Here is a 12,044-nt window from a genome sequence, read left to right on the forward strand (position 1 = left end):
GCTACTCCCGGGAGGTGTCGGTGGACATGTCGGTGGACGTGCTGGTGGCGGTGCTGTCGGGTTCGGCCCGCGCGGTGGCGGGCTCGGGGTCCTCCGCGGGCGGCGGGCCGAGATCGGGCGCCGGCAGCCGGGTGAAGCGCAGGCGGCCGCCGGGGCGCAGCTGGGCGAGCACGGCGAGGTCCTCCGGGTGCACCACCCCGATGACGGGGTAGCCGCCGGTGGTGGGCGCGTCCTGCAGCAGGACGACCGGCAGGCCCGCGGGCGGGACCTGGACGCAGCCGGGCACGGTCCCCTCGCTGGGCAGCTCGTCCGTGCGCACCCGCTCCAGCGGCTCGCCGGAGAGCCGGGCGCCCACGCGGTCGGAGGACGCGGTCAGCTCCCACTCCTGCGCGAAGAAGGAGGTCACGGCGGCGGGGGTGAACCAGTCGTCGCGGGGGCCCGGGACCACGCGGACCGTGGGCACCGCGGCCGGGGCGGGCGCCGGCTCGGGGGGCCGGACGGCGGTGCCCGGGTCCGGCCCGACCGGCAGGGCGTCGCCGGCGGCCAGGGGGGCCGGGCCCAGCCCCGCGAGCGTGTCCGCGGAGCGGCTGCCCAGCACCGGCGGGACCGCGATCCCGCCGCGGACGCCCACGTAGACCCGCGCCCCGGCCGTCACGGTGCCGACGGCCAGCCGTTCGCCGTCGCGCAGGGCGAAGGGGGTGCCGGGCGGGGGCCGCCACGGGGCCGGGCCCGTGACCGTCAGCGCCGCTCGCGCACCGGTGACCGCCAGGACGTGCTCCCCGTGGGCGGTCAGCTCGAGCCCGCCGAGCAGGTGCTCCAGCACCGCCGCCCCCGGGCCGTTGCCCACGAGCCGGTTGGCCGACCCGGCGGCGGCGGCGTCGAGCGCGCCCGAGGGGGACACGCCCAGCGCGGCGGAGCCCGCCCGGCCGCCGTCCTGGACGAGGGTCTGCAGCCCGGGGGCGCCGACCGTCAGGTGGGGCCCCCGCACCGGGGCGGTCCCGGCGGGGGCCGCGGCGACCTCCACGAGCTCGCGCACGGGCCGGTAGCGCACCCGGTCCCCGGGGCGCAGCAGGGCGGGGTCCTCGCGGTCGAGGTCGAACATCCGGGCCGCGGAGCGGCCGATGAGCTGCCAGCCGCCGGGGGAGCTGCGGGGATAGACGGCGGAGAACCGGCCGGCCAGGGCCACCGAGCCGGCGGGGACGGCGGTGCGCGGCGTGCCCCGGCGCGGGACGTCGGGACCGTCCTCGCCCACGCAGTAGAAGAAGCCGGGCGCGAAGCCGGCGAAGGCGGCCGTCCACGCCTGCCCGGTGTGGAACCGGACCACCCCGTCCGCGCCGAGGCCCGTGAGCTCGCCGACCGCCGCCAGGTCCTCGCCGTCGTAGACGACGTCGATGGTCACGGTGCGGGCCCCGCCGGCCCCGCCGGCCCCGGCGCTCCCGCGGGGGACGGCGCGGGCGGCGCGGACGACTTCCCGCAGCGCATCGGTGGTGCTCGCGCGCACCACCACGGTCTCCGCGCCGGCCACGCAGTCCACGAGCCCGGGCAGGTCCGCGGCGGCGAGCCGGGCGTGCACCGCCACGGCGTCGTGCAGGTCGGCGCACTCGACCAGCGCCGCCCGCGGGCCGAGCGGCCGGACCCGGCGGGGCCCCGCGGGGGCCGGCCCGCTCACAGGAAGCTCCCGACCCGCAGGCCGGCCTCCTCGAGGGCGCGGCGCACGCGCTCGGCGATGGCCAGCGCCCCGGGGGTGTCCCCGTGCACGCAGATGCTCTGGGCGTCCACCGCCACGAGGGAGCCGTCGACGGCCTCGACCACGCCCTCGACGGCCATCCGCACCACGCGGGCGGCGATCTCGTCGGCGTCGTGCAGGACGGCGCCGGCCTCGGTGCGGGGCACGAGCGTGGCCTGCGGCGTGTAGCCGCGGTCGGCGAAGGCCTCGCGGACCGTGCGCAGCCCGGCCGCCCGCGCCTGGCGCTCGATCTCGGAGCCGGGCAGCACCAGCAGGGGCAGGGCGTCGTCGACGTCGCGCACGGCGTCCACCACCGCTCCTGCGTGCTCCTCGTGGTGGACGATCGCGTTGTACAGGGCGCCGTGCGGCTTGACGTAGCTCACCCCGGTGCCCGAGGCGCGGGCCAGGGCCTGGAGGGCGCCGATCTGGTACACCAGCTGGTCGGTCAGCTCCGCCCGGGGTACGGCGATGAAGCGGCGGCCGAAGCCCTTGAGGTCGTCGTAGGAGACCTGCGCGCCCACGGCCACGCCCTGCTCGGCGGCCACGGTGCAGGTCCGGCGGGCGACCGTCGGGTCCCCCGCGTGGAAGCCGCAGGCCACGTTGGCGCTGGTGACCACGTGCAGGACGGCCTCATCGCCGGCCATGGCCCAGGCGCTGAGCGACTCGCCGCAGTCCGCGTTGAGGTCGATGTCGGAGGGGGGCATGCTGTGCTCCTTGTCACGTCGGTCCCTCCAGCATGCCCTGTCCCCCAGGATTGTTCAACAATATTTGCCGTCGGGATCGGAATCCGCGCGGACCGGTGGACGCCGGGGCCCGGCCGCCGTAGGTTGGCCCGCACGAGGGCGCAGCGGTGCCGCGGGCAGCGCGGTGGGACCGCGCCGCCCGTCCACCTCCACCGATGGGACAGCACATGAGCGACAGGACCTCCCGCGCCGAGGACGACTCCCCGGGGCGCTCCGGCTCCGTCCTGGACCACCTGAGCGAGTCGACCGTGCTCCTGGACGTCCACGGGGCGGACCGGGACGGCGTCATCCGGCAGCTCGCCGAGCTCGGCGCGCACACGGGGCGGGCGTACGACGCCGACAGCACCGTCGCGGCGGCCCTGGCCCGGGAGGAGGAGGGGTCCACCGGGGTGGGCAACGGCGTGGCCCTGCCGCACGCCAAGTCCGCCGGTGCCGAGCGGCCGATGATCGCGTTCGCCCGCAGCCGGGACGGCGTCGAGTGGAACGCGCTGGACGGCGAACCGGTCCACCTGGTCTTCCTGATCTCCCTCCCGGAGGAGCGCTCCGGGGAGGAGCACCTGGAGCTGCTGGCCGAGCTCTCCGAGGCCCTGGCCGGGGAGTCCTGCCGGCGGGCCCTCCTCGACGCCGGGAGCGCGTCCGAGGTGCTGGCCGCGCTGGAGGAGGCGCTGGGCTGACCGGTCCGGCCGGGCGGTGCGGGCCCGGACCGCGGCGCCGAGGTCGAGCGCCCGCAGGCTCAGACCGACCGGGGCGGCCGGGGTGCGGACGGTGGCCTCCCGCCCGTCGGGCGGCGCCCCGCCGGACCGCGGGCCGGTCTCACCGCTGGGGGTGGGCGCCGGCCGGGGGCCGGGACCAGCCGGCGGTCCGGTCGCGCAGCGTGCGGTAGGCCTCCAGGACCCCGGGCGTCGGCTCGGCCTCATACTGCCGGGCGCCGGCGAGCGCCCAGGCCGGGGGCTCGTCCTCGCCCGAGAGGGCCCAGGCGGCCTGCCGGGCGGCGCCGAGGGCCACGTACTCCGCCGGGGCGGGGACGAGCACGGGACGGCCGAGCACGGCCGGGGCGAGCCGGCGCACCGCCTCGGACTGCGCGCCGCCGCCGATCAGGAGGATCCGCTCCGCAGCGGTGCCGGTGGCCCGCTCGAGCGCGGCCACGCCGTCGGCGAGGGAGCAGAGCAGGCCCTCCACGCAGGCCCGGGCGATGTCCTCCCGGCCGGTGCGCGAGGACATCCCGTGCAGGGTGGCGCGGGCCTCGGGCCGGTCGGGCGTGCGCTCCCCGTCGAGGTAGGGGAGCAGGGTGACGCCGCCCGCCCCGGGACGGCCCGCGAGGGCGAGCTCGGCGAGGCCCGCGTGGTCGACGCCCAGCACCCGGGCCCCGAACTCCAGGATCCGGGCGGCGTTGAGGGTCGTGGCCATGGGCAGGTAGCGGCCGGTGGCGTCGGCGAAGCCGGTCACCAGCCCGCTGGGGTCCGCGGTGCGGGTCTCCGAGACCATGGCCGCGACCCCGGAGGTGCCGATCGACAGGGACACGTCGCCGGGGCCGAGCGTGACGCCCAGCGCGGCGGCCATGTTGTCGCCCGTGCCGGCCGCGAGCACCGCCCCCGCGGCCGTGCGGCCCATGACCGCGTTCGGGGCGGCGGCCACCTGCGGGAGCTCGAGGTCGTGGCCGAGCGCCTGCTCCACGAGGGCGTGGTCCCAGGCGCCGGTGCGCGTGGAGAAGTAGCCGGTCCCGGAGGCGTCGCCGCGGTCGGTGAAGAAGGACGACCGGTCGGCGTCGAGGTGGTGGGACAGGTAGTCGTGGGGCAGCAGCACCCGGTGGGTGCGGGCGGCGTGCTCCGGCTCGTGCTCCGCCATCCAGCGCAGCTTGGTGGACGTCATGGACGCGACCAGCACGCTGCCGAGCTCCTCGGCGCAGGCGGCCGCACCGCCCATCTCCTCGACGAGCCGGCGGGCCTGCGGCGCCGAGCGGGTGTCGTTCCACAGCAGGGCGTCGCGCACCACGGCGTCGTGCTCGTCGAGGGCGACCATCCCGTGCTGCTGGCCCCCGACGGAGACCGCGGCGGCCTCCGCGAGGAAGGGCCCGGCGGCGTCGTCGAGCGCGGCGAGCCAGGCCCGGGGGTCCACCTCGGTCCCGTCCGGGTGGGGGGCGCGGCGCTGCGCGAGGACCTCGCCGGTGCCGGCGTCGACGAGGAGCGCCTTGGTGGACTGGGTGGAGGAGTCGATGCCCAGGACGGTGGTGCGTGCCATGAAGAACCTCGGTGCGGGGTCGGGACGGAGCGGCGAGGGCGCCGCGGGACGGGACGCGCAGTGCCCGGCCCGGCGCAGGGGGGGATGTGCGCCGGACCGGGCCGGGACGGGGCCGGCACCCCGGAGGGGGGTGGGTGCCGGCCCCGGGTGTCTCAGCCCCGGGCGCCCATGAGGTGCTCGACGGCGAGCTGGTGCAGGCGCACGAAGCCGTAGTTGCGCTCCGACGGGCCCGTCAGGTCGAGGTCCTCGTAGGCGCTGCGGTCGGCGAGGAACGCCTCGAGGTCCTCGCCCTCGGCGAGGGTCGGCTCGCCGAGCTCGAGGATGCCGGACTGCTCCATGGCCTCCTGGACGTCGGGGTCCTGGCGGAAGGCCACCGCCCGCTCCTTCAGCAGCAGGTACATCCGCATGTTCGCCGCGGCCGAGTCCCAGACGCCGTCGAGGTGCTCGGTGCGGGAGGGCTTGTAGTCGAAGTGCCGGGCCCCCTGGTAGGCGCCCGGCAGGGACGGGAACCCGTTCTCCAGCAGGTCCACCGTGAAGAAGGCGCTGATCAGGTTGCCGTGGCCGAACACCAGGTCCTGGTCGTACATCGGGCCGTTCTGCCCGTTGAGGTCGATGTGGAACAGCTTCTCGCACCACAGCGCCTCGGCGAGGCCGTGCGTGTAGTTCAGCGTGGCCATCTGCTCGTGCCCGGTCTCCGGGTTCACGCCCACGACGTCCCCGTTCTCGAGTCGGTCGATGAACGCGAGGGCGTGCCCGATGGTCGGCAGGAAGATGTTGCCGCGGGGCTCGTTGGGCTTCGGCTCGAGGCCGATGCGCATGTCGTAGCCCTGGGACTTGATGTACCCGGCCACGGTGTCGATGCCCTCGGCGTAGCGGTCCAGGGCGGCGTAGAGGTCCTTGGAGGAGTCGTACTCGGTGCCCTCGCGCCCGCCCCACATCACGAAGGTCGTGGCGCCGAGCTCGGCGGCGAGGTCCACGTTGCGGAGCACCTTGCGCAGGCCGTAGCGCCGGACCCGCCGGTCGTTGGACGTGAACGCGCCGTCCTTGAAGATCGGCTCCGCGAAGGTGTCCGTGGTGACCATCTCGCAGACCATGCCGGTCTCGTCCATGGTCTGCTTCAGCTGCCCGATCAGCTTCTCGCGCTGGGCCTCGGTGGCGTCGAAGGGGATCAGGTCGTTGTCGTGGAAGGTGAAGCCCCAGGCGCCGAGCTCCTTGAGCTTGCGCACGGACTCGAGGGGGTCGAGCTCGGGCCGGGAGGCGGTGCCGAACTGGTCGCGGGCGGCCCAGCCCACGGTCCACAGGCCGAAGGAGAACTTGTCCGCGGGGGACGGGGTGAGTGACGGGGCGAGGGAGGTCGCGGGGGAGGAGGTGGGCATCGGAGGTCCTTTCCCAGTTGGTTAGTTTCCGTTACTTACTATAAGAGCTGGGATACCGTGGGGGAAGACCGCCGGCGGATTTTCTGCCGTCCGGTCGGCCGGGATCCGCGCCGGACCCGGTCCTCTCGGCACCAGAGGAGAGTCGTCCGTGCAGTCGAGCCACCTGCGGGAGCACAACCTCTCCACCGTGCTGCGCGCCGTCGCCGGGGCGGACGCGCCGGTCTCGCGCGCCGCGCTCGCCAAGCTCACCGGGCTCACGAAGCCCACCGTGTCCAAACTGGTGCAGGAGCTGCTCGAGGCGGGTCTGCTCGTCGAGGGCCGGCAGACGGCCGCGCGGGTGTCCGGGCGGCCGACGATCCCCCTGACCGTGGCCCGGGGGACCGTGCTGGGCGTGGGCCTGGAGATCGCCGCCGACCACCTCGCGTGCCTCGTCACGGATCTCGGCGGCCGCGTCCTGCACGAGGAGTCCCGTTTCGGGGCCTTCGCCGGGGCGTCCGTGGACGAGGTCGCCTCCGTGCTGGCCGGTCTGCTGGGCACCGCCCTGGCGCCCCGCCGGGACGTGCCCGTGGCCGGGATCTGCGTCTCGGTCCCCGGCCGGCTCTCCACGGACCGCGCCACCGTGCTCTCCGCCCCCAACCTCGCCTGGCAGGACGTCCCGCTGGTCGAGCGGCTCCGGGAGCACCCGGCGTTCCGGGGCCCGGGGCTCACCGCCGGCAACGACAGCATGCTCGCCGCGCGCACCGAGGTCCTGCGCCGGCCGGGCGCGTCCTTCCTCTTCCTGCACGGCCAGACCGGCATCGGCGGCGCCGTGGTCCTGGAGGGGCGCATCCTCCGCGGTGAGCACGGCTGGGCGGGGGAACTGGGCCACGTCACGATCACCCCCGGCGGGGAGCTGTGCCGGTGCGGGCGGCGCGGCTGCCTCGAGGCCTACGCCAGCTACCACGCGCTGCGGGGCCGGACCGGCCTGCCGGAGGACGTCCGGATCGAGGACCTCGTGGCGGCCACGGCGGAGCGGCTGCAGAGCCGGGAGGCGGTCATGGAGATGATCGGGCGGCCCCTCGGCGTGGTGCTCGCGAACTCGATGAACGTCCTGGACCTGTCGACGGTCGTGCTCTCCGGGTACTTCGCCCCGATCGCCCCGGAGCTGGAGCCCGTGCTGCGCGAGGTCCTGGAGGCGCACGCGCTCACGGCGGAGGTGGGGCCCGTCGAGATCCAGCGCTCCGCCGCGGAGGCCCATCCCGCCCTGACCGGCGCGGCCGCCACGGCCCTCGAGGCCATTTACGACTCGCCGGCCCGCTGGATCGACCGGCGCTGACCCGCCCCCGTCCGGGGACGACGACGGGGCCCGCTCGCACGAGCGGGCCCCGTCGCGCTCCGGCCGGGTCCGGGCGATCGGCTCAGCGGAACGCGGGGTGGTGCTCCCACTTCGCGTCGCCGCCGGGCTGCGAGCGGACCAGGGCCTCCTGGAGGGCGTCGTAGGCCGGCTTGCGCTCGTAGTCGCCCTCCATGGTCAGGGCGTCCCCGTAGCCGGGGAAGGTGTTCGGCACCCAGGAGTGCTCGTCGAGCACGCCCCACACGGTGAAGGAGTTGCAGTCCTCCACGGCCAGGCACGCCTCGAGGGCCGTGCGGTACCAGTCGGCCTGCTTCCGGCGCAGCTCGTCGGTCATCCGGTCGTCGCCGTCGACCGGTCCGCGGACGTCGATCTCGGTGACGGCCGTCTCCAGCCCCAGGTCGTCGAAGCGCTGGAGGTTCTGCTGCATGCGCCCGTCGAAGCCGTACTGGAGGCCGAGGTGGGTCTGCATCCCGAAGCCGTGGACCGGCACGCCCTGCGCGAGCAGGTCCTGGATCAGCGCGTAGTAGGCGTCGGACTTCGCGTTGATGCCCTCCACGTTGTAGTCGTTGAAGAACAGCTGGGCGTTCGGGTCGGCCTCGTGGGCCCAGCGGAAGATGTCGGCGATGATCTCCGGGCCCAGCTCCCGCAGCCAGATGTTCTCCTGCAGGCGCAGGTTCCCGCTGTCGTCGAAGATCTCGTTGGCGACCTCCCACTGCTGGATGCGGCCCTCGTAGTGGCCGACCACCGTGTGGATGTGCTCCTTGAGGATGGCGCGCAGCTCGTCGGGGGTGTAGTCGCCTTCCTCGAGCCAGTCGGGGTTCTGGCTGTGCCAGAACAGGGTGTGGCCGCGCACGACCTGCCCGTTGGCCTCGGCGAAGTCGACGATGTCGTCCGCGGGGCCGAACTCGTAGACCCCCTCCTCGGGGTGGATGAACTCCCACTTCATCTGGTTCTCGGGGGTCAGGGAGCTGAACTCCCGCGCCAGGACGGAGCGGTACTCGGGGTCGGAGGGGAAGGGCTCCGGGTAGTCGGCGCTGGTGTGGTGGCCTCCGCCGGCCACGGCGCTGCCGATGCGGAAGTCCTTCGGGGTGTTCCAGCGCAGGGTGTCCTGCTTCGCCAGGCCGGGGGGCCGGGTCTCCGGGGCGGCGCTCGCGGCCTGGGGGACCGCGGTGAGGCACAGGGCGGCGACGGCGGTGGCCGCTCCGGCGCGGAGGAGGGGGGCTCGTCTGCTCATGTCGGGGGTTCCTTCATCAGGGGGGGTGGGGGATTCGCGGGGACGGGTGGGACGGGGCGCGGGCCGCACGGCGGCCCGCGCCCCGGGCTCAGGAGGCGTCGGCGGACGCGGCGAGGGCGCGGTCGGCGACGCGGACCTCGACGGGGGTCGTGAGGACGCGGTCGGCGTCCTCCACGTCCCGGACCGTGCCGGTGACCGTGAACCGGCCCTCGAGGGGCAGGTCCTCGCTGGAGGTGCCGGCGCGCAGGACGAACTCGCCCGGCTCCACGATCCGGCGCACGGCCCGGCCCGTGAACGAGGTGCGGTCGGCGTGGACGGAGAAGACCACGCGGGCGCTCTGCCCGGCCTCCAGCGCGATCTTGGCGAAGCCGACGAGCATCTTCAGCGGCCGGACGACCTGGGCGACGGGGTCGCTCAGGTACAGCTGGACGACCTCCTGGCCGGCCCGGCCGGAGGTGTTGGTCACGGTGACCGCGGCCTCCACGGTGCCGTCGGTGCCGATCTCGGCCGCGGACAGCTCGAGCGCGTCGTAGGAGAAGCTCGAGTAGCCGATGCCGTGGCCGAACGGGTACAGCGGCCGAGGGTCCAGGTTGGAGACGCCCTCCGAGTATCCGCCCAGGGCGGGGGTCAGGTAGGTGCCGGGCTGCCCGCCCACGTGCCGGGGGATCCCCACGGGCAGCCGCCCGGAGGGGTTCACCCGCCCGGAGAGCACTCCGGCGACGGCGTGCCCGCCCTCCTCGCCGGGCATGAAGGCCTGCACCACGGCCGCGCAGCGGTCGTCGAACGCGCCGAGGCTGTAGGGGCGGCCCGTCACGAGCACGAGGACCACCGGGGTGCCCGTGGCGAGCACGGCCTCGACGAGCTCGGCCTGCCGGCCGGGCAGGGACAGGTCCACGACGTCGCAGCCCTCGCCGGAGGTGCCCGTGCCGAAGAGCCCGGCGAGGTCGCCCACGGTGACGACCGCGAGGTCGGCCTCCTCGGCCGCGGCCACGGCCTCGGCGATGCCGCTGGTGTCGGGGTCGGTGAAGTCGACGCCGCGGGCGTGCCGGAAGGTGGTCCCCCCGTCCGCGAACTCCTCGGCGAGGGCGTCGACGATCGAGGTGATCTCGATGCCGGTGCCGGACTCCCCGAAGCGGGACAGGACGTGGTTGGTGAAGCTGTAGCAGCCGAGGAACGCGCGGGGCTGCCCGGCGCTGGGGCCGATGACCGCGACCTTCCGGGCGGTGTCGCGGGCCAGCGGCAGGACGCCCTCGTTCTTGAGCAGGACGACGGACTCCTCGGCCATGCGCCGGGCGAGCCGGCGGTTCGCCGGGGAGTCGAGGTCGACGGCCCCGCCCGCGGTGCCGGGGTCGAAGCCCGGATCCAGCAGGCCCAGCTCGACCTTCTGCGTCAGCACCCGCCGCACCGCGCGGTCGAGCAGGGACTCGTCGAGCGCGCCGTCGCGCACGGCGCCGGCGAGGTCCGCGAAGCAGCCGGTCTCGGGCAGCTCCACGTCCATCCCGGCCGCGAGCGACTGGACGCCGGCGTCGCGGGGGTCCGCGGCGACGTGGTGCATGGACTCCAGGAAGCTCACGGCCCAGTAGTCGGAGACGACCGTGCCCTCGAAGCCCCAGGTCTCCCGCAGGAGGGTGGTGAGCAGCTCGGGGTCGGCGACGGGCGGGACGCCGTCGACGTCCGCGTAGGAGTTCATCACCGCGCCGGCCTGCCCGAGCTTGACGGCCATCTCGAAGGGCACGAGGACGACGTCGCGGAACTCGCGCGGTCCGATCGAGACGGGGGCGTGGTTGCGCCCGGCGCGGGAGGTGGAGTAGCCCGCGAAGTGCTTCAGGGTGGCGATCACGCCGGCCTCCTGCAGCCCCCGGACGTACTCGGTGGTCAGGGTGCCCACGAGGTAGGGGTCCTCGCCGACGGTCTCCTCGACGCGGCCCCAGCGGTAGTCGCGGACGACGTCGAGCACGGGGGAGAGGCCGAGGTGGACGCCCACGCCCTTCATGTCGGCGCCGATGTGCCGGGCCATGGTGCGGACCAGCTCGGGGTCGAAGGCGGCGCCCCAGGCGATCGCGGCCGGGTAGCAGGTGGCCCCCAGGGTGGTGAACCCGGTGAGGCACTCCTCGTGGGCGATGGCCGGGATCCCGAGCCGGGAGGTCTCCACGACCTGGCGCTGCAGGGTGCGCAGGTGCTCCACCCCGTCCGCGGCCGAGATCGGCGCGCTGCCGAAGGCCCGGGTGATGTGGCCGAGACCGTGCGCGATCGCGGCCTCGAAGGTCGAGCGGTCGTCGGCGAAGGCGGACTCCATGGGGGCCGCGCCGCCCGTGGCCTCCTCCGGGTCGGGGCGCAGCCAGTAGCTGCCGAGCTGACCGGCCTTCTCCTCGAGGCTCAGCTCCTGCAGCAGGGCGTCGACGCGTTCGGCGACGGGGCGGGCGGGGTCGTTCCAGGGTGCTGTCATGGGGGTGTTCTTTCTGCTCGGTGGGCGCGTCACTTGCCGAAGCCGGCGGTGAGCCCGGCGACGAGGTGCCGGCGCCCGAAGACGTAGAGGACGAGGATCGGCAGCGCCGAGAGGACGACGGCGGCCAGGACGGCGGGGATGTCGGCCTGGAACTCCCCCTGGTAGGTCCACAGGGACAGGGGCAGCGTGCGCTTCGCGGAGCTCTGCGTGAGGATCAGCGGGAACAGGAAGTTGTTCCAGCTGTTGAGGGCGTTGTAGACGCCCACGGTGGTGATGGCGGGCAGGCTCAGCGGCAGCACGAGCGTGCGGAAGACCTTCCAGTCGCCGGCGCCGTCGAGGGTCATGGACTCGTAGAGCTCGTTGGGGATGTCCCGCATGAAGTTCGTCAGGATCAGGACCGTGATCGGGATCCCGGACGCGATCCCGGGCAGGATCAGGGCGGCCAGGGTGTCGTAGAGGCCGAGCTGGACGATGATCAGGTAGATCGGGATGATCGTCGCCTGGATCGGGATGGCGATGCCCAGCAGAAACAGCCGGTTCGAGAACACGGCCAGCCCGCTCCGGCTGCGCACGATCACGTAGGACGCGAGCAGGGACAGGAAGACGATCCCGGCCACCGTGAAGACGACCACGACCACGCTGTTGAGGAAGTACTGGACGAACTGGTTCTGCAGGACCGTGGCGTACGGCGCGAACGTCGGGGACGAGGGCAGCAGCGGGTTCGTGGAGTAGTAGTCCTCGCGGGGCTTCAGGCTCGTGATGGCGATGTAGTAGATCGGGATGATGATCGCGCCCAGCCACAGCCAGCCGCCGACGGCCGCCGGGATGTTCGGGAGCCCCCGGCGCCGGCGGGCGGGACGGGCGGCCGCCGGCCGGGCGTCCGGGCGGGGCGCGCCCCCGGGCCGCGTGCGCACGGGACGGGTGTCCGCGGTTCGTGTGCTCATGGGA

9 protein-coding genes are annotated in these 12,044 nt (G+C 74.8%); 2 read left to right on the forward strand and 7 right to left on the reverse strand.

Annotated elements, in window-relative coordinates:
* Nucleotide 1: 1 nt before the first annotated feature.
* Nucleotides 2-1,669, reverse strand: coding sequence for a 5-oxoprolinase/urea amidolyase family protein (locus CK505_RS03535; protein ID WP_095650246.1), 1,668 nt, complete (start codon nucleotides 1,667-1,669; stop codon nucleotides 2-4).
* Nucleotides 1,666-2,430, reverse strand: a complete 765-nt coding sequence (locus CK505_RS03540) for a LamB/YcsF family protein (protein ID WP_035923428.1) — start codon at nucleotides 2,428-2,430, stop codon at nucleotides 1,666-1,668. The genes CK505_RS03535 and CK505_RS03540 overlap by 4 nt, the downstream gene beginning before the upstream one ends.
* A 206-nt stretch (nucleotides 2,431-2,636) precedes the next feature.
* Between CK505_RS03540 and CK505_RS03545 the strand changes: the two genes are divergently transcribed.
* Entirely contained in the window at nucleotides 2,637-3,143 is a 507-nt protein-coding gene (locus CK505_RS03545) for a PTS sugar transporter subunit IIA (RefSeq protein ID WP_017833162.1), read from the forward strand.
* 139 nt (nucleotides 3,144-3,282) lie between these two features.
* On the opposite strand, the gene xylB is transcribed toward CK505_RS03545, so the two are convergent.
* On the reverse strand, nucleotides 3,283-4,707 hold the full coding sequence (xylB, locus tag CK505_RS03550) for a xylulokinase (protein WP_017833163.1): 1,425 nt from the start codon (nucleotides 4,705-4,707) through the stop codon (nucleotides 3,283-3,285).
* A 152-nt stretch (nucleotides 4,708-4,859) separates the two neighbouring features.
* Nucleotides 4,860-6,083 (reverse strand): xylose isomerase, encoded by a 1,224-nt coding sequence (gene xylA, locus CK505_RS03555; RefSeq protein ID WP_017833164.1) that lies wholly within the window; start codon nucleotides 6,081-6,083, stop codon nucleotides 4,860-4,862.
* A 148-nt stretch (nucleotides 6,084-6,231) separates the two neighbouring features.
* Between xylA and CK505_RS03560 the strand changes: the two genes are divergently transcribed.
* Nucleotides 6,232-7,398: an ROK family transcriptional regulator gene (locus CK505_RS03560; RefSeq protein ID WP_095650247.1), complete on the forward strand. Its 1,167-nt coding sequence runs from the start codon at nucleotides 6,232-6,234 to the stop codon at nucleotides 7,396-7,398.
* A gap of 82 nt (nucleotides 7,399-7,480) precedes the next feature.
* Here the strand turns inward: CK505_RS03560 and CK505_RS03565 are convergent, their stop codons facing one another.
* The 3 genes from CK505_RS03565 to CK505_RS03575 form a co-directional block, all read right to left on the reverse strand.
* Complete coding sequence (locus CK505_RS03565) at nucleotides 7,481-8,650, reverse strand: endo-1,4-beta-xylanase (protein WP_095650248.1); 1,170 nt, start codon at nucleotides 8,648-8,650, stop codon at nucleotides 7,481-7,483.
* An 88-nt stretch (nucleotides 8,651-8,738) separates the two neighbouring features.
* Nucleotides 8,739-11,096 carry a glycoside hydrolase family 3 N-terminal domain-containing protein gene (locus tag CK505_RS03570; protein WP_095650249.1) on the reverse strand — a complete coding sequence of 786 codons (2,358 nt, stop codon included), beginning with the start codon at nucleotides 11,094-11,096 and terminating at the stop codon, nucleotides 8,739-8,741.
* A 29-nt stretch (nucleotides 11,097-11,125) separates the two neighbouring features.
* A complete protein-coding gene (locus CK505_RS03575) occupies nucleotides 11,126-12,040 on the reverse strand; it encodes a carbohydrate ABC transporter permease (protein ID WP_095650250.1) in 915 nt (304 codons plus the stop codon).
* Nucleotides 12,041-12,044 lie beyond the last annotated feature (4 nt).

The sequence above is a fragment of the Kocuria sp. WN036 genome, from assembly GCF_002287015.1.
Classification (GTDB): domain Bacteria; phylum Actinomycetota; class Actinomycetes; order Actinomycetales; family Micrococcaceae; genus Kocuria; species Kocuria rosea.